Here is a 21,044-nt window from a genome sequence, read left to right on the forward strand (position 1 = left end):
CGATCCGACTTGCCGATCTTCTTCCGGTCTGCGCTCACAGCGTCAGAGCTCATCACTCACAGTGCCCATCCCGCCGGACCCACGCCCGGCGCGTCAGGCTGGAAACACCGTTACCCCGACAGTCCCGTCGTCGTGCGGGAGCCCGTAGTGGTCGGTGAGTTCAGCGAGGTGCAAGATCAAGGGAAGCCCGAGTGCATTGCGATAGTCCTCGGCGAAACGCTGTTGGTGCAGGAACATTGCCCAGTGCTCGGCTTCCGTAGCGTCCGGGAAGCCGACCATCGCGATCTGTAGGAGCTCGGGGTTCCATGCGTTCTTGTCGGGGTGGATTTCCGGCTTGTCCGCTGCGGTGATCGTGTGGGTGAGTTTTGTTGAGTCGACCGACAGCGTGTGGGTTCCTGGCTTGTCGCTGGTGCTATAGAAGATCCGGTTTTGGTCATCGCGGTCGGTGGGTTTCCACAGGCCCTTGCTGATTCCGGCCGACGCACGTCCGGCCTTGTCAGTCTTGGGAGCCCATGATTGGGGAGTCTCATTCCGGTCGCTGCCGGCGATTCGGGCGATCCGAAGTTTGGGGCCGAAGAGACGGAGTCGCTGGGCGGGGCCGTTGCCGAGTTGGATGCGGTTGGGGAGCAGGCCGCTATTGGTCAGCCAGGGCCACCGGGAACGGGTGTTTCGGGCGTGAGTGACGACGAGGGTCGGTTCGCTACGCAGGGTGTAGAGGGTGTTTTTTACGAAGATGGCGGTGGCCTTGGTCTGCTGGTCGGCTGTTGCGAGGTCATCGGGGCGAATCTGGCCGGTCAGTGCGATGAGGAGTTGTGGGTATGGAACCCATCCGTTGGTGTCGGGAGTCCGGCCGAGGATGGTCTGGCGGCCGGGTCGGATCAGGATGGCCACCGGCGTGAACTGCGCGTGTCCCATGGTGCCAGCTGCTTGGTGTTTGACCAGCCAGAAGGCGACCTGGTTGAGCTCGTCGGGGATGGTGTCGTTGCTGAGGGTGTGTTCGGGTAGGAAGCGCATGCCGAGTTGCCGCAGGCCGTCGGCCCATGCCGCCTCAACGCGGAATGCTGCGTCGTCGTCGGGATCGGTCGGTTGTCCCGGTGTGAGGAATTGGCTGACCATGCCGGCGTCGGCGCATCCGAGCCGGATCGCGAATTTGGGGTCGGTACGGCGTTGCCGGAAGGATTCTCGTCCGTCGAGCTCGACGAACGCGACGTTGGTCGTTTCTCTGAGATCGGCGGCGAGGTCACGCAGGTAACTGGACAGGGCTGACCGGCGTGCGCTCATTGCCCCATCGTGTTCTTTGCCTTTCTGCGGAGCCTTGTCGGTACCTAGCGGGGCTCCCAGAGAGCCGAGCTCTCGGGCGTGGATGCGGACGCGCAGGTCGGGCGAGGCCCAGGTCCAAACCTCTGGTCCGGATTCCTCGCGGTAGTCGGCCAGGCCGAGGTTGGCTTCGGCGGCCGTGATGAGCTGGTCGCGCATGTGCTCGGACTGATAAAGCAGGACCGCGGTGAGGTCGCCACCGTCAAGGGCGCGTGCTGTGTACTGGCGGCGCAGAACGGCGTTGTCGAGCTCGATGATGTCGTTCTGCGCTTGGGCGGCCGCGATTTTCTGCTCAGTTTCGAGTTTCTCGGGATCGGTGGCGTTATTGCGGCTTGGTTTCGGGACGGGGACTTTCGAGGTGAGGAGATTGCTGGGATTCCTCTGTTTGATGGGGCTGCGGGTCAACGGTGGAGCCGGAACGAATTCTGGTGCCAACGCTGCGCCGGCCCACTCGGTGAGGCGGCGTCGTTCGGCTGGCATGAGACCGGCGCCGATACCGTGCCACCCCATCTGTGTGTGATGGGAGGCCGCGCCGAAGAGACCGTCCCGGCCATGGATCCAGGTGTCGGGCTCTTTCGCGAAGATGTCGGCGCCGGGCAGTTCCTCGATGGCCCCGACATTGGCGAGCATGCCTTCTGTGCCGCCCTGGGACCATTCGATCTGGCCGGTGTGTGGCTTCCAGGCGAACTGGGCGACGGCGAAGCGGCCAGGTGGCGGTGGTGTGTCAATCGTGTCCAAGTCAGGGGTTTCGGCGAGGAAGGGTTTGGTGGTCAGCAGATAGGCGGAGACCCGTTGTCTTCCCGACATCGATACTTGGCCCGATACCCAGCGCCGGATGCTGGTGCTCACGTGGATGTGCGGGATCGGTGAGAACGGCACGGTGCGAAGCGACAGCGTGATGACTGCGGAGTAGTACCAGGTCCGCTGGGAGCCGTAACGTTCGTGGTTGGCTTCTTTGACCTTGGTGGTGTGTTCAAGCGGGGGCCACGACATCAGCTCGGCACCGCTGGCGCGAGCATCAACCGCGACCCGATGGAAGCGGACGTGCTCGCCACAGAATTCATACGGCGGTTGGGCAGCGATGCGGTCGGCCAGGACCTCGGGGAGGACCCGGTAGAGTCGTTGGGCGGGAACGCACGTGCCGCCGGGCGACAGCTCGTGTTCGAGCAGGTCCACTCTCTCCGGTTGCCAGCGCAGCTCGTCGAAGTCGAGTTTCCGGGCGGTGTCCCGGTAGGCATGGAACCCTTCCTCTCCCGGTGCCATATCCCGTAGCCAGGCACGGACCAGCCGGGCAAGAGCACGGGGAGGGTAGTCGCTGCGGCTGTAGAGCCAGGGGTGATCCGGAGTGAAGGAGGCGTTGGCGTCGACGGCGACGAGGTCGGGTGCGACCGTCCGCAGTAGCGAATTGAGGGATCTGATCGGGATCTCTTTGATCCGGTCCCTCCTCGCCTCGGACTTACTGGATTTGAACAGCTCGAGCACGGGTTCCCGCCAGGCAGGAGGAAAGGCCAAGGTGTGCAGTTCGGTCTCGAAGGGGCCGCGGCTGGAGTCGGGGACGAACGCGGCGGGTTGGATCTCGGTGAATGCCATGGGTCTCCTTCCTCAAGTGCTCAATCGAGGTCTTTGAGGGCTTCGTAGAGTGGTTCGTAGAGGGCGTTCGCAAGTGAGCGATCCAGCGGTGTAGTGGTCCCACCGTCGCTGAAGTAGGGGTCGAGGACGGCGCGCATGCTGGCGAGCAGGCTGGTCTCGGGGGTGTCTGTTGCCTGGAATCCGGCCTGACGCGGCGCGAACGCGGCGTCGACGAAGATGACGCGTGCAGGGACACCGCCGCGAACCAACCGGCCGATGACCTGCCACATGACCACCAGCTGGTCCCAGGTGAACGAGATCTTCTCCTCCGGGGTCAGGCTGCTCCAGGCCATCCGGCGAGTGAGAAACCTGTTCCATGCCAGCCGTGCTCGCTTTCGAAACGCCTCGGCCGCAGCATTAGGAGTCCCGGCGAGGCGGGCGTCGGTGTGGAACCGGCCGTGCGGGTCTCGGATTTGCCGGACAGCCCAATCGTTGATCGCATGAATGGCCAGTGCGATGTCGTCGGGTCGGGGGTGGGGGCGGGCGAGGAAATAGACACTGCCGATTGCGGCTTTGCCTCCGGGCAGGACAATGTTGTGCCCGCGTTCGACAGCCAGGAGTGGGGCGACGAGGATCTCACTGCCGGTGTCGGGAAATTTGGTCAGCTCGCCCCGGCGCAGCACCATCCAACTGTTGTCGAGATCGGCGTCGTCGGACACGAGCTGAGTGACTCGCCCGCTCCATTCCGGGACGGCATCGAGGTGACGAGCGGCGTGCTTGGCTTCGGCGTAGCTTCCGACTAGCAGCAGGATCCGACGTCTATCGGGATCATCGATGTCGGCGAGTTCGGCATCGAGCATGCTGGGGGCATCGCCCAGGCTGCGATCGGGGATGGCGAGCTGGTTGAGCATCTGCTCCAGGACCTTCTCGCGTTCGTCACCCCTGCTGCCGGAGAGTCGCAGTGGTGTTGTCGTGCCTGGCCAGTACAGGAATTCCGGGCGCATGGTGGTTTCAAGGATCGCGGCGACTTCGCGGTGATGTGGTCGCAGTACCGCGTCGACGGGCGCGTGCACGTGGTAGCGGGTCGAGGTGCCTGCCCAGCTGGTCGCCGACATCAGCAGCACGTGCGGTCCTGGCCGGTTGTCCACGGCGGGGAAATCGGGTAGCGAGAGGAGGAGTTCACGTCCGACACCGCTGCAACGGAAGAACCGCAGTTCGCCGCTCTGTTCGCCAGTGGCGGTGCGGTCACCGAGCTGGAACTGGAATCCGAGGACGTTGCCCATGGGGGATTCGGGGATAACCGGCTCGTAGTCCTTGGGCGGGCGGCGTGAGAGGACGTTGGAGGTGGCTTCGAGGTTCAGCGCCGCCTCGACTCTGGGCCAGAGGATGGTCATCCTGTCGAGCCGGTGGTGTAGTGCGGCCAACACGAGGGTGAGTTCAAAACGGGACGCGTGAGTTTCCAAGTCGTCCTTGATGGTGTCGTCGTGTTCGACGAGGTCGAGCAGCACCGCGCGCAGCCGCTCGCGGATGAATGAACCGCGCTCGGCATGCAGCAGCTGCAACGTGAGGTGGACCAGTGTATTGGCCCTTGGCGTGACGTCATCCGACGTGCCGCTGGGGGTTTTCTCCTCCAACGGATTGTCGCGGAACTGGTCGAGCACAGTCTGCAGCCGGTGCATCTGTTTCTGACGGCGTCCACGTTCCGCGGAGGTGGTTTTGGCCACGTTGTTCTGGGGAGTTGCTTGGTCGAGAGGTTGGGTGAGATCGGGAAACCAGGACCAGATCAGCCACTCCTGCAGCGTCCAGGCATTGAAGTAATCCGTGGTGATCCATTGCCGCAACGGTGGTGTGCCGATGAGCAACGAGTAAAGCCGGTTGGTGGCGGCCGAGACGGTGTCCACAGCGCCGGTCCAGTCGTCGACATCAGCAGCGGAGAGCTGGAGCCGGCCTCTGCGGGCAAGCTCCTCGACTTTGTGCCCTGCCACTTCGTCGAGCCATGAGTTCGGTGATTGGCCGGCCAGGGTGGTCGCGGGAGCGAATGCACGGTCCAGTTGCATCTGGACGCGATCAGCCTCATCCACGATCACGAGATCGCTGAGTCGGCACGCGGCTTCGAGATGCCGAATCCGCTCGGACTGCAGGGCCTGCGGCATGCCACTATGCACCAAGCTTGCTGGGGTCGCTACCCAGATCTGTGCGTCAAGGAGCTGCCGCGCCGCATGGTGACGAGGACAGGCCGACCACAGAGGACATCCGTGACGTTGCCGACGTCCGGTCGCGCTTGAGTCACTGGTAGCGGTCACTGTGGTCAGGTCAAGGAGATCGTCGGTGTTGTCGGTCGGGGACTGCACCGGGTAGAGGGAGGTGCACGGTGCCTCGCCGATCCGCAGTGGTCGGGGCGCCTCTACTCCGCGCAGCGCGTCGAGAGGACACGCGCTACTGAGGTAATCGAAGCTCGGATGATCGTGGCCGAGCATCGTCTCCGCGCCCGCTGAGGCCATGCGGCGGTGAAGCCGTTCAAGGTTGCGCTCCCGTGTCGAGTGGCCGATGACCGGGGCGGCATCAATGCCGAGGCGGGTGAACTGATCCACGATGGCCAGGGTTTCGGCGACGTCACCGACGACAATGGTGATGCGACGGCCGGTCACCGTGGCGGCCCAGAAGGCGAGGATGTCACGCAGCGTGGACTTGCCAGCCCCGACCATGCCGACCATGTTGAGCAGACGCTCAATGCGCAAGAGCCCTGACCCGGGCTCGATAAACTCTCCGGCGACCTCGTCGCGGACCAGCAACTGCACTCGGTCGAGTCGACGTGCCCATTCGTTGGGTCTACCGGAGACCTGTCGCTCGATCCGGTCCATCTCCGCGGCTGCGGTTTCCAGATCGCCCCAGGTGACCTCGACCGGTTCGCCACCGCCGACTGGTGGGGCCTCGAGGTCATGCCCGGTCGGTGCTGGGATCTGATCGAGCAGGTCCGCTGGGAACGTCACAGAATAGCGTCGATCACGTACATAGAATTCGTACTCGCCTGCTTGCGCGGCCGGCAGTGGTTGCCGGGAAAACGCCGGTGGCGAGGTCAACCGGTGTTCGAATGTGTCGAACCGCTGTGACGCCCTGCTTGGTTCGCGAGACTCGGGTGCGTCCTCGATGCCAGCAAGGCGATAGGCGCGGAGTTCCTCCGGTACCTGCAGGTAAGACTCAAGCGCCCGGGTCCACGCTCGGCGACGCCGCATGTCCCACAGGTAGTGCCTGCCGCGCATGACCCGCAGGGATGCTTCGTCGGTCTGTTTTCCGAACACCTCGCTATAGGGGTAACCGCCGAACAGAGTCCAGGCGTCCTGCGCGGTGTTCTCGGGCATCACCGAGGACAGGAGGTAAAGGCCGAGCTCGACGTCGAGCATGTCGCCCGGCGAAAAATCCGTCAGGTGACCAGGCCATACGGGGGAGAGCTGACCTATGAGGTTGTCAGGCCAGTTGCTGCGTTCACGCACGAGCACCTCCCCGGTTGTCGGCGGCGCGGCGACGTGTTCCGGCGCGGTCCAATTCCTGGTCCACGCGTGCCAGCAGCGCGGTGTCGGAGAGCAGATCAACCTCAGCCGCGGTGTCGGGGCGGTGGTGGGCGTACACCCGTGGGTAGTCCTCTCGCTCGTCGAATCGGTAGTGCGGTACCACGAGAAATCCCGCGTTATATGGCGGATCCGGGCGCAGAGGCGCGGTACTACGGCCTAGCAGGGCCGGGTTGGCGCGGTCTTTGACATCGATGGCCCACACGCGCCCACGGGGGAACTCGATTCGTAGGTCGTAGGCGTCGAAGTTGGGCCACATCTGCGGGCGCAGCCCGCGCTGGACCAGGGCTTCCTCGAGGTCGGTTTCGGCCAGCCCGGGCCCGGTGATGAACATCCGCATCGGGCGCGTGAGCTGGTAGACACCACCGCCCTGGCGGGCGTCAAGCGTGGCACCGACGCGCGGATGCTGGTCTCGGCGGCACCGGTCGAGCTCGCAGACGTAGCGGTCCCGTCCGATCGGCACCAGCAGGCACCCACACCGTGCGCACACCGCATACGCGCCGTCCCGTAGATAGGACGCCGGCGCGGGCTCGTAGCATCGGTGGATCAGGTCCCGGAGGAGTTCAAGGTCGAGGTCATCGGCTAGGGCCGCGCGCTGGGCCTGGGTGAGCACTGGCCGCGTGATCAGCAAGCGCCGGAACGCGGTGTAAGACTCTGGTGCACCCGCGTTTTGGCATGTGGCGATCGCGGTGAGCATTAGCTGGTTTTCGACCTGCTCCGCGGCTACATTGGCAGCGGCGACCTGCCACTCCATGCATTGCTGCGTGGGGGTGGCTGTTTGGGCGTCGACCAGTGTGACCGTGCCGTCGAAATCCTCTGGCAGGGTCCACGGCCAGCGGGTGTCTCCGATCGAGCGGGTGGCCGCCCAGCGCGCCATGTCCGGCACGCTCGCCGGAGGTGTGCGCTGCTTTTGAAGGCACAGCAGGACCAGCTGGTTGTAGGTGCTTTGCACGACGGCGTCGTAGACCCCCTCCTGTGGGCCGGCTTGCTGAGACAGCCGCACGATTGCGCTGGCGACGGCTTTCACCAGGTGAGCACCATCGAAGATCGGCTCAAGTGGAGTAGTCGTGTGCGGGCTCGGCACCGTGGTCATGGTCCTTTCCGTCGGGCGAAAGATCGGGGGAGCTTGGGCACCACTGTGATACCGGGCACCACTGACAATGGCGGCCTGGCTGCGCGTCGAAGCGGTGATCGGCCCGCCATGACGTGGCCATGTCTCGCAGTACCGTCCGGGCTGTGGTGACGCGCTCCGGGTCGCTGGGGTCGATCAGCACGATCTCGGCGCCCTCGGGCCGAAGGATTTCCAGTTCGACGCGGCCCGCTTCCTCGGGGCCAAGTACTCCGTCGGCCAGGACTACGATTCCCAGGGCGAGCTGCGGGAATACCCGCAACGGATCACCGGTCAGTCGCGCTGGTGCCTTCTGGGTCGTTTTCACCTCGCGCCAGACCCACGCCCCTGCTTCCTGGTACACGAGGTCCGGCTTGGCCAGCACGATCGCCCGAGCTTGGGGGTCGAAGGCGGTCACCTGCGGTTCGGGCCGGACATGGGTGATGTCGGGGGCGTTGTGGAATGGGCATACCTCGGCGTGCTGGGCCAGCATGCGGACCCCGGCGTCAGCCAACTCCCCCTTCACCTGCCAGTTGCCGGCCGACCAGCCGGCCCCCAGCGCAGGTAAGGGCCTGGACTCGCAGGACTGCGGCGTGGCCGCGTGTGCTTGTTCCAGCCAGGCGTGTACGGCTTGCCCGAGTTCGGCTTCACCGCTGTACTCGTAGCTCGTCGGGAGGTGTACCGACCGTAGGTAGGCCTGCGCCGGGCAACGCTGGTAATAGCGAAGCCCCGAAACTGAAATCGTCCGCAACGCGCCCTGCGAGGAATCCAGCCCGAGCAATCCCGGAGCGCGAGTCGGACCGTGGCAGGACCCCACCCGCTTGCAGTCGAGACAACCGAAGCCTGGCAACAGATCGCCGTCGCCCGCTGCGATCGCACCGATCCGGTTTCGTCCATGGGCTGCGAAGTACTGCTCGGCCTCAGCAGTTGTGCCATCGAAGAGCGTTTCAGTGCCACCGTCGGCCAGCCCGACGCTGCGCACGCGGACCTGCTCAGCAGTGGACCTCCCTTCGGGGCGAAAAGGCTCCGACCAAGGATTCGGCCAGGCAGCCGGTAGACCGAACGCGGCGACGTAGGCCGCGATGGCAATCGCGGTCGACTCGTCGCGCTCCGTACTGGCTGTGCCCTGTCTCAGAAAACGGAACTCGCGCACCCGGCCGTCCAGTGATTCATACCGGCGTCCCCACGCATACAGCTCCCACACCGCCGAGTCGGTCACACGTTGTGCCACCCAGAACTCGCGGACCGGTTTCATTCGGGCCGTGTCGTGGTGGTGCGCTGCGAGATAGCTGCGCGTGGCGTGCTCGGCGTAGCGAATGACCCCGGGATGCATGGGCGGTTCGGGTAACGCAATATCGGTGATGGCCTGCTCCGGTGCTATGCCGTCGAACTCGATGCGGTCCAAGGCATGCATGACCGGTCGAAGAACAAATCCATCCCACTGTTCCTTTGGCCAGCGCGTGATCGGCCGTGACCGCGGCCGCGATTTCGATGCCAGCGACGCGGGACAGGTCGTCTCGCCCGCTCTGCCTGAGCTGGCGCCGATGCGAATCAAATCGATGACCGGCAGAGCGTCGTCCGTCGCCCCCGGCTCAGTCATCGACCTGGTTCAGCTTGAAGGGGTACCAGGACGTCCCGGACTCCAAGGACGCGCTGAGTGCGTGGACGACCGGTCCCGGACGCACTTCGGGGAGCGAGTCCATGTCATGCCAGCCGAATTCCAGATGGTCCTCCCGGCTTATGACGTCGTGATCGTCGAGAGTGACTTCGAACAGGAAGTTGACTTCGTAGTGGTGGGCGCCGTTGTCGGTGTAGGAGTGTTCAATGACGCTGCGGAGCGAACCAAGACGTGCATCAGCGCCGAGCTCCTCGAGAAGCTCCCGCCGAAGCGCCTCTTCCAGCACCTCACCGGGCTCTCGATGACCGCCGGGGAGAAACCACCAGCTCTTGCCCTTTTCGCGGACTAGTAGTAGGCGAGTGTTGTGGCGGATGAGGGCGCGGGCGATGAGTTCGGGCTCGGGGTGCGTTGCGGCATCGGTCATAAGGTGCTGGCATTCCTTTCCAGAGAACGGAGTTCCACGACGATGGGACGAGACGACGTTTCCCGGCAGCGCCAGGTAGGTGCTGCGGCCTCGCGAGTGCTGGATCAGCGTGTTGAGGTGATTGGCCGGTTAGGTCGGGGTCGGGCACACCAGTCGTGGATGGCCCACACCGAGTCGTACGGGACAGTCGTGGTGAAAACGGGCCTGCAACGACCCGAGACCCATGTCGTAGGCAGGCTCGCCGAGCACCGACGGGTCCATACCGCCGGCATCGCGGTGCCGGAGATGCTCGGCTGGTCTACGACCACGCTTGAGATGTCGTCCCGTCTGGTAGCGGTGGCGACGTTTCTGCCCGGTACGGACGCAGAGGACTGGCACGCCAGCGTGGTCGAGGGCGACGGCGCGATGCAATCGGTGCTGCGCGGTGTGGGCGAAGAGCTGGCCAGGCTGCATCGACTGGACACGCCTGGGTTCAGCGAGCACCCGCACGCGGATCAACCGGTGACGAGTTCCTGGGCGGAGTTGGTGGCCACGCGGGTTGAGAACCTTCAACATACCGACAAGCCGGTTTTCAGGGCAGTTGATCGGCGGGTGTTCGACGCGGCATGCGCGTTGGTGACTGAGCAGGCTGAGGCTGTGTCGTCTGTGGTATCGCCCTCTGTGGTGCACGGGGATGTGTACTTGCCGAACGTGCTGGTCGAACGGGGGTGCTTCGCCGCGCTGATGGATCTCGAACACCTTCGTTGGCTCGACCCGGTCATGGACTTCGTTAAGCCCGCGATGTGGGTCTGTGAGGGTCAACCGGACTGGGCCGCGTCGTTTGTCGCCGGGTACTGGTCTGTGGCGGGCTGTCCTGAGCAATTTGGTGAGCGCCTGAGCGTGGCCACTGGGCTGGAGTTGCTCACGGGGGTGCTGTTTTGGGCGCGTGTCGGCGAGGCCGGGATGCGCGCGGATTATTGGCGCCGGCTGGAGCGGTGGGTGAGTTCCGACGGTGCCGATCACGCGTGCGCCTCCTGGGAATCGAGCATGAGCGAGCAGAGCTGATGAGCGTGGTGTTCCCACCGGTGGTCGTGTGTGTTGAGTTCGAGATACGGCAGTGGTGAGGAGTGGACCCAGCTCTCGATAGTGTCTTGAATCGAGGCGATGTGACGGGCCCGTTCGGTATCGGTGTCGCCGAATTGGAGGAGATAGTTGCTCCACCCGGGCCCGCGATGAATCCGGGTGGCCTGAACGCACTGAGTCTTGATCGCCTCGTGGGGGACTCGCAGAAACACCAGCGTGAGACCGGCTGCCGCGAGGTCACCTTCGGTAGCGAGCAAGCTATGGCGATCGATACTCAGGTGCGGGTAGGCGGGTAGGTCGAAGCCGAGTCCTTCGGCAAGGACCGTGGGTGTCCAGGCGTGCCGTTCGCGATGACGAGGCAGACTGCTGGCTTGCCATCGACGGTCCACGTCACCGAGGAATGTGGTGAGCGATGTCAGCCAGGCCAGCAGGTTCGCAGCTTGGTCGTCGTTGTCCTCGCCGGTGTAAGTGTGCGTGGTGATCGTTGCCGCTTGCGGCACGGTGATTAGGGATTGGCAGCCAGACGCCACGAGGCGGTGCTGAAGATGGCGGTAGAGGGTGGTCTTGCCCGCACCCCACACCCCGGTCAGAATGCAGCCCCTCATGAGGCCACCCCATTCGAGGCGATGGCGGAGGCGAGACCGCGAAGCTCGTCCGGGTCAGTCCAGTCGAGTACCGTGATCGGAACAGCGTTGCCCAGCGCGTGCCACGGATCGTCTTCGGTTGACAATGGTGCCTGGGAGTTGAGGCCGATCCAGTCGGAGGCGAACGGATCGTCGGTTCCCAGTGAAAGGTGCCTGAGAAGCGGAGTGATGTCCGAACCGGCCGCCGTGGCCCTTCGGAGCACGACGATCTCGTCGAGACCCGTGTGCGAGAGCCACGGTCGACCGAGGAAGCTGGCGACCTCCGCGGGCGTGAGTTCCAGCTTGCCGTCGAGGGGGTCGATTCCGCGCCGCAGACCGTCCGAGGCGGCACAGGCTGCCAGACATGCCGAGGCGTGCAGTGTCTCGGCAGTGAAACGCCAGCACAACGGCACCGCGCTCGCCTGCCACGAGCCGTCGGGAAAGGGAACGAGGACAGTTCTGTCGTTGGAGATCACTGCGGCGTGGTGCTGTTCTGCGAGCAACGTCAGCACACTGGTCTTACCAGCCCCCGCACGACCGGCGATAAGGATGTTGCGACTATCAGGCAGCTGCGTGATGCCACCGTGCACACTCACGCCGCCGAGGCGCTCCGTTGCGCGAAGCACGATCTGGCGCACCAACCGAACCAGCACCGTCGCCGCGGCTTCACGGTGCTGGACAACGCATCGCAGAGCGCCCTCGTCATACCGAATGACGTGATCGCCGAGGTCGCCACCATGCTCGGGCAGCAGGATGGTCTGCCCACGGCGATACCAGCGCTGGTAACACTGTGCGGGATGGCTGAGGACACGGTGCGGAGGTGGCCAGGTGTGGCTGTCTTTCCGGGTAGCGAGCACCTCCTCTTCGTTCACGGCGGTCGTCACCACGATGTCGGGATCGAGGCCGTGGTCGGCGGGAACGGTGAACGGGTGGAGGTAGTCGTCGACGTCGGCGAGAACGTCGACATCGGCGATCACCAGACAGTGTGTTCCGAGAAGGCGGTAGAGCCGGTAGGGCATCAGGTATCGCTCCCGCACATGTCCGGGCGGGCAGGGGGAGTACGACGCAGCCAATGCGCCCGTCGAGGGGAGGTCAACGCAGCTGGTTGCAGGCGGTGCTCGCGTTGCCAGCGAGGCTGGGATGTGGCGCGCGGCTGTGCCGAGGGACGTGCTGGTGTCGGAGTACTCGCATGCCAAATCGCGAGTCCGCGCAGGAGCCGTGTGGCGATCAGCGACCAGGACAGGTGGTCTTCGGCGCACCGCCGGCCCTGTTCAGACAGCGCGGCAAGCACAGCCGGGGCCTGCAGCAATCCGTTGATGCGCTCGGGCCACGCGCGAAGGTCGTTCTCGACGATGACACCGGGGTGGCGGGGTGGGAGGCCTGTCACCGCATGGTCGGTGGCCAGCACGGGCAAACCCGCCGCCAAATAGTCCAAGACCTTCATCTTCGCGCCGGAACCCGCCCGCAAGGGCGCCACCGCGAGGCTCGTGGGTGCCAGGGCCGCATCGAGGTCATCCACGCGACCGGTGAACCGCACACACGGGCGCGGCTCGTGGAGAAATGAGGAAGGCGCATTGCCGATGACCCGCAGCTGCGCTGCGATGTTGCGGCTTTCCAGGCCAGGCAGGACCCAGTCACATAGTTGCCGCACCGCGTCGGCATTGGGCTGGTAGAAGAGGTTACCGACGAACGTCAGCGTGGCGGGTCCCCGCAGATCAGAACCCCAGAGGGTTCGCTGGGGAGTGTCGACTCCATTAGGCGCGGTGAAGATCTCGTCGTCGGCATGCCGGTGCCGACGGGCCAGGCGCTCCTCGTGCACCGTGGAGACCACCACATGGTCCGCCCTTTTCAGCGCGGCTTGCTGGGTTCGGGCATGGCTGGCCGCTACCGCTTCAGGTTCACCGCAGCCGCGGGCGACCGCAGCGTCGTCGTCATGCATGTCGTAGACAAGCCGAGCGCCTACCGCGCTAGCGGCAGGAGCGGCCACGGTGAGCAGGTGCTCAGCTTCGCAGGAGACGAGGAACGCCGGATTCACATCGTTGAGATGTGCTGCCAGAGCGTCGGCAGAGCCGAATTCTGAGGGATGGACGAGCAGCGTGGCCACCGGCCATTGGGTTCTTTGGCCGTAGTCGGCTCCACGGTCGCACAACACCAGTGTGACGGCCGCTCCGGCACGATGGAGATGCGTTGCCAACGCGATCGTGCGCGCGGGGGTACCGGCGAGCGCTTGGCCCTGCCGCACGTTCGTGGTGTCCAGAAGAAAGACGACTTTCAATGCGGTCACGATGCCTCCCGCGCGAGGATGGTGGACGCGTGTGCTTGGGCCGTGACTTCGGCCCAGGCTTCGTTCACGGCCTCCTGGACCGATCGCAGTGGCCACTGAGGGAGCAGGGCGTCCAAGGACGTGGTCTCGGCTTGGCACCATGAACGCTGCCAGCGGCGAGTCCGGGTAGTGTCGAGTTCCGGGATCAGTCGGCGTCCCGTCGCATGGGATGCCAACGTAAGTAGTTCTTGTCCGGTCAGGCACTGTCCGGAGCCGATGTTGACGGTTCCCGTGACGGGATTGGTCAGCAACGCCACCACAGCGTGAGCGGCATCGGCGACGTGCAGGTAGTCCCGAGCTGTGGAGAGGTCACCAAGCCGAACCCTGTCACTGCGTGCAGCTTGGGTGAGAATTTCGGGAAGCAGGTGCGGATGCGGGTCCCCGGGACCGACCAAGTTGAAGAGCCGACCCGTCACCATGCCGGTCTGGGGTAGGCGATGTGCTTGATCGCGCAGTAACCATTCCATCGCCAGTTTGGAGACACCGTAGACGCCGCGTGGCCGGACGGGGTCGGTCTCTTGGTGCGCCTGCGGGGAGGGGCCATAGACATCGGCGGTGGACGCGGCGAACCATCGTTGGACCCTGTCCGGCTGCTGCGCACAGGCGTCCAGTAGTCGCTGCGTGCCCAGCACATTGATTCGCCACACCTCGTCGGGATTCCGTTCGCAGGTAGGGATGAAGTGATGTGCGGCCAGGTGCACCACACCCCACGGTGGTCTCCTGTCCACGAGATCGCGCATTGCCTGTGCGTCGGTGACGTCAAGACCGTGCTCGCTGACACCAGGGAGTTGAGCCAAGTTCCGCAGGCGAGTCAGGGTGCCGGCGCTGCCGTCGTCGACCGCCTCCACGGTGTATCCCGCTTTCGATAGCAAGCGCACGACGAAGTGGCCGAGAAATCCCGCGGCTCCGGTTACAAGTACCCGTCGGTCTCGTATGTCGTTGTCCGGACGGTATTGACAGCTCATTCCTGCACCTCACGCCTGATCTGTGCTGATCACGTGCTCCGGCCCAGCGTGCCCAAGCCACGCGGGAGGGTGCTATCCCAATGAGTTACCCGATCCCTGGACATCGGCTGTCGGCAGTTGGACATAATCTGGACAGGTGGGGATTGCTGGGGTTGACATCGTGGCTGCCGAGATCAAGAGAGACTTGCAGCGTCTGCGTCAGAACGCGGCGTTGGCTGAACCTGATGCCGTGCTCAAACTCAGTCTGGTGACCCGTGAACGGTTAACTTCTCCGCCGGAGGCGGGGGATGTCATCGCGGTGGTCACGGCGCTGCGCCACCGCGTCGCGGGCTTGGCGGCTCACGCGCGTCGCTACGTCGAGGTAGAACTGAACTGGGATGCTGGTCATCACTACATGACACTGACTGAACGGCAGGAGTCACTGGCGCAGGAGCTCGGGTGCGCGAGCAAGACCGTGCGCAGGCACGCCGACAAGGCACTCGGAACACTCGCCCTGCACATCGCCGGTGGCGAAGAGGCTGCAGCGATTCTTAATCCAGGTAGCCGAGCTACCGAGACGCCGGAGTTGGTTGATGAGCCCTCGCGGTCCGGAGGAGCCGAGGACTCGCCAGGGTCATGGCAAGGGAGCTTACGGGACTTTTGGCAGCTGACCCGCCACTCGAGAGTGGATATCGTCTGCTCCGAAATTCCCGAAGAAGAACGCCCCGAATTCGCTGATCCTCACGATCGAAACTACCTCCGGTACGCGAAATTCGCGGACCTGGACAGCCTGATCTTCACCCGGACACGGCTCGCCCAGCTTGATCCCGACGTCGTCATCCGAGATTTCTCGCCATCAGAGTACTTCGACAGCGATACGGACACCTGCATTGTCATCGGCGGGCCACCCTGGAACGCCAAGTACCGAGAGTTTCTTCCCCAGCTCCCGTTCCTTTTCGAACCACATGCGCTCGGCGAGGACGACCCGCTGGTCATCCCGCAGCTTGACCTTACCCTCGGGCCACGATGGACACAGGACAGTGAACTCGTGGAGGACCTCGCCGTGTTCACCCGACTCACGCTGGCGCAAGGAACCACAGTCATCCTCCTTGGAGGATGCCTGACCCTCGGAGTCCTCGGCGCCGCGAAATGCTTCCTCCAAGGTGCCCGCGGCGCCGCCAACGCCGCCTACATCACCGAACGAGTCGGTGACCAGAATTTTGTCCTGGTCACCGAAGCGCGCCGTGTCGGAGGCATTTCCGATATGGCTGACCTGACGAGGACACCACCCCTACTGCTGCTGGCCGCCACCGGCCCGACCAGCTACACCACGCTCATCGACAACACCGATCGCTACCTCAGACCCTGAATCAGACTGGGACCGCACATGCTCACCGCCGCTGATCTCCGTACCTACGTCATCAACCTGCCACGACGCACGGACCGCCGGGAACGCATGCGAGCCGTCCTTCCCTCCGAACTCCGGGCCACGTTCACCTCGGATTGGAACGGGCCGTTCGATGGCCACCAGCTCACCAGGGGTGAGCTCGACACCGCTGGCTACAGGCTGTTTCCGTGGCAGGACACCACTTCCGAGAATCCCTGGTGGAACAGGCCGCTGAAGTACGGTGAGATCGCCTGCACGTTGGCCCATCACGCCTGCTGGTCCCACGCCCGCGACTACGGCAGCGAGCCCTACATCCTGATCCTGGAGGACGACGCTGTCCCCGTCCCTCGATTTGTCGAGACGCTTCTGGAACAGCTGCACCGAACCGCCGAATACCGCTGCATCGAGCTGCTTTACCTTGGCCGAGACGCCCTGGGACCCGACATGCCCGTCAGACCCGGCGTCGTAGAGCCCGGCTACAGCCACTGCACCTACGGCTACGTGCTCTCGCGAGCGGCACTCGATGCTGTCCTGGACGCTCACGTGGAGCAGGCCCTCGTTCCCGTCGACGAATTCCTGCCTGCGCTCTATCACAACCATCCGCGCGCCGACCTGCGGGAACGGTTCCCTCGTCGACTCAAAGCCCTGGCGTTCGAACCGCCACTGGTGACTCAGCTGCCGAAGGAGGAAGCGGGAAGCGACACGGAGAACTCACCGTTCGTCGACGACCCCAGGCCCGTGAGGTGATGGCCGGTCCCAGTGCGTGATGAGCCCACGCAGGCGTCTACCGGGCCACTGAGCGGCGGGCACTGCCTGGTTGATGCCGGTGACAATGTGCTCCGGTGGCACATCCCGCGTGACGACCGCCCCCGCCGCTACATAGCTGCGCGGGCCGATCCGAACGCTCCCGATAATGCGGGCGCCGTAGCCCACAACCGAATCAGCCTCGATCACCGGTGGTGCCTCATCCACACGCCACCAGTCCTCGTGCGGCCGGGTGTACTCATGCACCAGATCACCCATCACGCTCGCCCGATCGCCGATCATGGCCTCGTCACAGACAAAGCCTGCGATTCGTGTGTCTCTCCCGATCCGGACTCGATCACAGACATACGCGCCATACATCAGCCGCGTCCCCGGGCCTACCTGCGTGTCGTAACCCAGGCGAACCCGATCCTCTAATACACAGCCAGCGCCGATGGACACGCCCTCGTACACGGTCACATGGTGAAACAACAGACAGTCCGCGCCGATATGGACGGGCGCACCCTTGCTTGCCGAGCCCGGATCGGAGGACAGGGTACGCAGACGGGACTCCTTGGGGCATCCGAGAACGCAGTACTCGCCGACCACACTGCTGGGGGCGAGTGACACATGCCCGTACTCGTCGCGTGAGGTCATGCCGAGACTCCGTGGAGACGCGCCAGCCAGTCCACCGTGGCCCCGATCGCTTCATCCTCGCGTTCCCGCGAATCGAATCCGTGATCCGAGTCCCGGACGGTATGCATGTGCGTCTCGGGTCGCGATTCCGCGGCGCTTCGAGCGATGTCGTAGGAAACATAGGTGTCGGAATCCCCATGCACTACGAGCGAAGGGATCCGGCTCCTGATGAACGCCGACAGTGGATCGTAGAGGATGAACTCGTCAAACAGGACGTGATCGAGTGCGAATTCGCCATCAACAGAAAGAAACCCACGCTCGGACATGGCGTTCTGCTGCTCGGGGCCGAAATTCTCCAGGCCCCATGGAAGTTCCGGAGCGACGAAGGTGTGTCTGAGATCCAGCACGGGGTTCCACAACGCTAGCCCGCGCAAGGAGGACTGCCAGTGCCGCAAGGAGAGAACAGCCGATACCGCACCGAAACTCGCACCCACGACCGACATCGGACTGTCAGGGTAGGACTCACGAACGTAGGTCGCAGCGGCCTGAAAGTCGAGACATTCACCCGCAATCGTCACCCCGCGAGACGTTCCGCCGCTGCGTCCATGGCCCCGGAACGAGAACTGCAGCACTCTCATTCCCAGACCTGCCAGCCGCTCAGCCAGCCGAACGAACATCCCGCCTTCATCCATGTCGACGGTAATGCCATGCGCCAGCACCACCGCCCCCACCGGTGTACCGACGGCCGGATGCTCCACGGCGTCCAGACTGACCCCGTCAGCAGCGACCAACTCCACCCGATTGACGGTCATGACTCCTCCAGTGATTCGCACAGCCCAGCGCAGGGCGAGCAACCAGTACGTACTCGATCCCGATGATCCCTCATCGCTCAACGAGCCTCTCGCACCTGCTGCCCGCTTCGGCAGGCTCACGGCGTGGCCGCCGGGCACGGAGCGGGTGCGCGGCCCGGGCAAGGACGATCAGCTGGCTAAGGAGCGAAGCAATGGCTGGGCGCTCACGTCCCCGAGCTGGTGATGTAAAGCGTCGTGAGCAGGCTGTTAAGAGCTATGCGGCGCTTAGCTGCCCGACAGATGGGACCTGACCGGCGACCGTCGACGGCGAGTTACGATCGCCGCCTCATTGACGTTCATGTGCTGCTCGTGCGCAACGCCGAGCTGTTGCTCACCCGGCGGCGGGGCGACATGTTCGACGGGTGCGCACGCTTCCTCGGGCGCCATCAACACCGCCGTCGACGCTGTCGTCAACCGGTCCCGGGTGGACATGGCCGCGAGCGGGTCATCGTCGTCGATTCCGACGTAGGCGTTCCAGTGCACGCCGAGGCGCAGCCACCGATCGGGATCATGCATACAGAACACGGCCTTCCACAGTTGGAACCCGCCCCAGTGCCGGCGGGGAGTGGAGTGGTGGGATGTCACGACACCGGGGCGGGAGACAAGGGGAGCGTCTTAGGGGCGGCGCTTGGGGTTGGTGGCCTGTTGCTGCAACCACGCGCTCGCACGGGTCCGTAGATCGTTGTCGTCCCGCCACCCCTCGGGGCTGACTGGGATCTTGGCGACGAGGTGCCGGTCATGCCACGTCGCACCGAGCTCGGTACCGCGCAGCACGACCATGTGCTCGTCGCCGCGTTGCCAGCGGAACGTGTGTTCGCCAAGCTCGATCCACGAGGTGGGCTGTAGCGCCATGCGGCTCTCCTGATCCTTGAAACTGCGTGGCCGCAATGGGGGCCTGGTGTTCGGGGAAATCACCAGGCCCCCAAGGGGTGCCCCGTCGACGAGGTGTGACTGCGCGTCGACGGGACGTCGTGTGGCAGCGGATGAACCACGCGACCGAGCTCCGACACTCGGTGGCGACCGATTCGGGATGTGTGTCGGAGCGCGGTGAGAAGTCAGAGCCGGTACAGGCCGACGGGGTCTCGTCCGAGCGTGTCGAGGCCCGGGGCGCGGTCGCTGGGAGTCGACGCCCGGTTGAAGTCGGGCAGATACAGCTGCGTGGTGGTTTCAAGGTCGGCGATTTCGTCCGCCAGGTCCCCCGTGATCGTGGCCCACCGCGGTTCGTGCTCGGCCTGGTCGACGAGCTGCTGCACGAGTAACGAGCCCTCCGTGCCTCCACCGTGCTTGCCCGGCGACCCGAAGTAGCCGCGCCCCAGCCACGCGCATATCGTGATCAGCAGCGACGAACCGAGGACAAAGGCGGAGATCTGGGCGATTTCGATCATTCCTGGATCACCGCCGGACCGTTCTCGCGATTCTGTGTCCGAGGTCGGTGCGCGCCAACTGCGCGACGGCGGCCGACCACGACGTGTACGGCGACGCCGACATGCCGCCTGCGCCCGGCGTACGATTTGGCACCTGTTCAGTCATCGGGGTTTACTCCCTACTGGTGGGTCATGGAACCGGCTGGTCGGACTGCGGAGGGCGCAGCGATTGCGGGCGGGGTCGGGGTCAGAGAGCGAGGTCCGCCACGGTCTGGATGGTGTGCTTCTGCGGGCGTGGGTTGACCACTGCCGTGCACTGCGGGCACCTTTTGCCGCTGCCCTGAGACATCACGTAGGCGACTGGCAATTGCGTGTCGCAGGCGGCCACGTGGCACTCGGCGGGCACGATGACTCCGGGCAGTTCAACCAGGATCTTCGGGATGAAGCCGTCCTCCGCGCTAAATGCGTGACTGCGGGCGTCCAGCCCTGACTGGCGCCAGGTGTAATTGTTCATGGCAGTGCTTTCTGGTCGTCTTGAGCAGGTCTGGCTTTGAACGGTGGGCATGCGTCGCAGGGCTCATAACCTGGTGGCGGCGTGCCGAATAGGAGGAAGCCGATGACGCCACACTCGGTGACTACGACCTCGCGTCCCTCGTAGATCTGCATCACCGGGTGCTCGGGTACGCGGTGCCACTCCGACTCGCCGCGCAGGCCGACCGCGTAGATCCTCCTGCTGTCGACGTCATCAGCTGGAACCGCGACCTGCGTGTCCGGCGCGAGCGTTCTGTGGGGCGAGGTTCGGGCGATGCACAGTTCGCAAGGCAGAGGCCCGACTGCGTCGGGCAGCGGCTCCAGAACGGACTCGTGTGCAGTGAAGCCGCAGAGCGCCTGGCGCATGCCGCCTGGCTGTAGCGAGTACTCGGGGTCGAAGAAATGGGCGCGCCGGTCGGCCCGTCGATCTGCCCCGGCGCTGAGTCGCGCAATGATCACACTCATCAGGCGGCCCTCCTGCCCCCGGTGGGCGCCGTGCCCACGCAACGTCCTTGCACCACCGGGGGCATGGCCTGCCCACGCCGCTGAAGGGGAGGCGGCGTGGGCAGGGGTCCGTGCGCACGGCCGGGCTGCGTTTCGGGGTATCGCGCCCAGATTTCGCGTGTCGTACGTCGTGCACGACGACGAGCACGCCACATGCGCACGGACTGAAGGTCTCGAATCAGATAGGCGAACGGGGTCACCGCCGCGAGGGTGAACAGCGCGTAGGTTTGCATGTCAGCTCGCAGCCCGGGACCTGCGGCAGTTGCGGAGGGTGCGAGCGGTTTCGCATGCGGGGTTCAGCGCTGCGATCAGCTCGACGACCTCGCCGGGTTCGAAGGCGGCAGTCTTGTCGGGGGGCGCGGGAACGAAGATCTTGCCCGTCGTGTCGACCGCGACCGTTGTGGACATGCTTCGCCCGAAGGCGCCCGTGCAGGGCACCGCTCCTGTGCGTAGTGCTCGCGTTCTCTTCATCG

20 protein-coding genes are annotated in these 21,044 nt (G+C 64.8%); 3 read left to right on the forward strand and 17 right to left on the reverse strand.

All coding sequences use genetic code 11. From position 1 onward, the window contains the following. Window positions 1-93: 93 nt before the first annotated feature. From KBO27_RS32180 to KBO27_RS32200, 5 genes are read right to left on the reverse strand one after another with little or no spacing between them, the layout of a single operon-like run. Complete coding sequence (locus KBO27_RS32180; RefSeq protein ID WP_210973633.1) at window positions 94-2,907, reverse strand: pPIWI_RE module domain-containing protein; 2,814 nt, start codon at window positions 2,905-2,907, stop codon at window positions 94-96. Window positions 2,908-2,927: 20 nt separating this feature from the next. Next, window positions 2,928-6,377 carry a pPIWI_RE_Z domain-containing protein gene (locus tag KBO27_RS32185; protein WP_210973634.1) on the reverse strand — a complete coding sequence of 1,150 codons (3,450 nt, stop codon included), beginning with the start codon at window positions 6,375-6,377 and terminating at the stop codon, window positions 2,928-2,930. Continuing rightward, window positions 6,370-7,545 (reverse strand): restriction endonuclease-related protein, encoded by a 1,176-nt coding sequence (locus KBO27_RS32190; RefSeq protein ID WP_210973635.1) that lies wholly within the window; start codon window positions 7,543-7,545, stop codon window positions 6,370-6,372. Before KBO27_RS32190 ends, KBO27_RS32185 begins: the two co-directional genes overlap by 8 nt. Continuing rightward, complete coding sequence (locus KBO27_RS32195) at window positions 7,505-9,160, reverse strand: PD-(D/E)XK nuclease family protein (protein ID WP_210973636.1); 1,656 nt, start codon at window positions 9,158-9,160, stop codon at window positions 7,505-7,507. Before KBO27_RS32195 ends, KBO27_RS32190 begins: the two co-directional genes overlap by 41 nt. Next, the gene (locus KBO27_RS32200; RefSeq protein ID WP_210973637.1) at window positions 9,153-9,602 is read right to left on the reverse strand and encodes an NUDIX domain-containing protein; all 450 of its coding nucleotides are present in this window, start codon (window positions 9,600-9,602) and stop codon (window positions 9,153-9,155) included. The genes KBO27_RS32195 and KBO27_RS32200 overlap by 8 nt, the downstream gene beginning before the upstream one ends. A 42-nt stretch (window positions 9,603-9,644) precedes the next feature. Here KBO27_RS32200 and KBO27_RS32205 point away from each other — a divergent pair, with 42 nt between their 5' ends. Beyond that, complete coding sequence (locus tag KBO27_RS32205; RefSeq protein WP_281420934.1) at window positions 9,645-10,646, forward strand: aminoglycoside phosphotransferase family protein; 1,002 nt, start codon at window positions 9,645-9,647, stop codon at window positions 10,644-10,646. Here the strand turns inward: KBO27_RS32205 and KBO27_RS32210 are convergent. From KBO27_RS32210 to KBO27_RS32225, 4 genes are read right to left on the reverse strand one after another with little or no spacing between them, the layout of a single operon-like run. Further along, window positions 10,601-11,269: a hypothetical protein gene (locus tag KBO27_RS32210; RefSeq protein WP_210973639.1), complete on the reverse strand. Its 669-nt coding sequence runs from the start codon at window positions 11,267-11,269 to the stop codon at window positions 10,601-10,603. The two genes, KBO27_RS32205 and KBO27_RS32210, sit on opposite strands and share 46 nt — an antisense overlap. Further along, the gene (locus KBO27_RS32215) at window positions 11,266-12,306 is read right to left on the reverse strand and encodes a hypothetical protein (RefSeq protein WP_210973640.1); all 1,041 of its coding nucleotides are present in this window, start codon (window positions 12,304-12,306) and stop codon (window positions 11,266-11,268) included. The genes KBO27_RS32210 and KBO27_RS32215 overlap by 4 nt, the downstream gene beginning before the upstream one ends. Further along, window positions 12,306-13,571, reverse strand: a complete 1,266-nt coding sequence (locus tag KBO27_RS32220) for a glycosyltransferase family 4 protein (RefSeq protein ID WP_210973641.1) — start codon at window positions 13,569-13,571, stop codon at window positions 12,306-12,308. Before KBO27_RS32220 ends, KBO27_RS32215 begins: the two co-directional genes overlap by 1 nt. Further along, window positions 13,568-14,575 carry an NAD-dependent epimerase/dehydratase family protein gene (locus KBO27_RS32225; protein ID WP_210973642.1) on the reverse strand — a complete coding sequence of 336 codons (1,008 nt, stop codon included), beginning with the start codon at window positions 14,573-14,575 and terminating at the stop codon, window positions 13,568-13,570. Before KBO27_RS32225 ends, KBO27_RS32220 begins: the two co-directional genes overlap by 4 nt. Window positions 14,576-14,735: 160 nt before the next feature. Here KBO27_RS32225 and KBO27_RS32230 point away from each other — a divergent pair, with 160 nt between their 5' ends. Continuing rightward, the gene (locus tag KBO27_RS32230; RefSeq protein ID WP_210973643.1) at window positions 14,736-15,923 is read left to right on the forward strand and encodes a hypothetical protein; all 1,188 of its coding nucleotides are present in this window, start codon (window positions 14,736-14,738) and stop codon (window positions 15,921-15,923) included. Window positions 15,924-15,941: 18 nt separating this feature from the next. Beyond that, the gene (locus KBO27_RS32235) at window positions 15,942-16,688 is read left to right on the forward strand and encodes a glycosyltransferase family 25 protein (RefSeq protein WP_210973644.1); all 747 of its coding nucleotides are present in this window, start codon (window positions 15,942-15,944) and stop codon (window positions 16,686-16,688) included. On the opposite strand, the gene KBO27_RS32240 is transcribed toward KBO27_RS32235, so the two are convergent. The 8 genes from KBO27_RS32240 to KBO27_RS32275 form a co-directional block, all read right to left on the reverse strand. Next, complete coding sequence (locus KBO27_RS32240; protein ID WP_210973645.1) at window positions 16,653-17,342, reverse strand: acyltransferase; 690 nt, start codon at window positions 17,340-17,342, stop codon at window positions 16,653-16,655. The two genes, KBO27_RS32235 and KBO27_RS32240, sit on opposite strands and share 36 nt — an antisense overlap. Further along, window positions 17,339-18,133, reverse strand: a complete 795-nt coding sequence (locus KBO27_RS32245) for an alpha/beta hydrolase family protein (RefSeq protein WP_210973646.1) — start codon at window positions 18,131-18,133, stop codon at window positions 17,339-17,341. Before KBO27_RS32245 ends, KBO27_RS32240 begins: the two co-directional genes overlap by 4 nt. 264 nt (window positions 18,134-18,397) lie before the next feature. Further along, complete coding sequence (locus tag KBO27_RS32250) at window positions 18,398-18,688, reverse strand: hypothetical protein (RefSeq protein ID WP_210973647.1); 291 nt, start codon at window positions 18,686-18,688, stop codon at window positions 18,398-18,400. 99 nt (window positions 18,689-18,787) lie between these two features. Beyond that, a complete protein-coding gene (locus KBO27_RS32255) occupies window positions 18,788-19,024 on the reverse strand; it encodes a hypothetical protein (protein ID WP_210973648.1) in 237 nt (78 codons plus the stop codon). A gap of 203 nt (window positions 19,025-19,227) precedes the next feature. Then, a complete protein-coding gene (locus tag KBO27_RS32260; protein WP_210973649.1) occupies window positions 19,228-19,557 on the reverse strand; it encodes a hypothetical protein in 330 nt (109 codons plus the stop codon). 226 nt (window positions 19,558-19,783) lie between these two features. Further along, window positions 19,784-20,050 (reverse strand): hypothetical protein, encoded by a 267-nt coding sequence (locus KBO27_RS32265; protein ID WP_210973650.1) that lies wholly within the window; start codon window positions 20,048-20,050, stop codon window positions 19,784-19,786. Beyond that, window positions 20,047-20,532: a hypothetical protein gene (locus KBO27_RS32270; RefSeq protein WP_210973651.1), complete on the reverse strand. Its 486-nt coding sequence runs from the start codon at window positions 20,530-20,532 to the stop codon at window positions 20,047-20,049. The genes KBO27_RS32265 and KBO27_RS32270 overlap by 4 nt, the downstream gene beginning before the upstream one ends. A gap of 273 nt (window positions 20,533-20,805) precedes the next feature. Next, complete coding sequence (locus tag KBO27_RS32275) at window positions 20,806-20,979, reverse strand: hypothetical protein (protein WP_210973652.1); 174 nt, start codon at window positions 20,977-20,979, stop codon at window positions 20,806-20,808. Window positions 20,980-21,044 lie beyond the last annotated feature (65 nt).

Source organism: Saccharopolyspora endophytica (genome assembly GCF_018070075.1).
GTDB classification, from domain to species: Bacteria; Actinomycetota; Actinomycetes; order Mycobacteriales; family Pseudonocardiaceae; genus Saccharopolyspora; species Saccharopolyspora endophytica.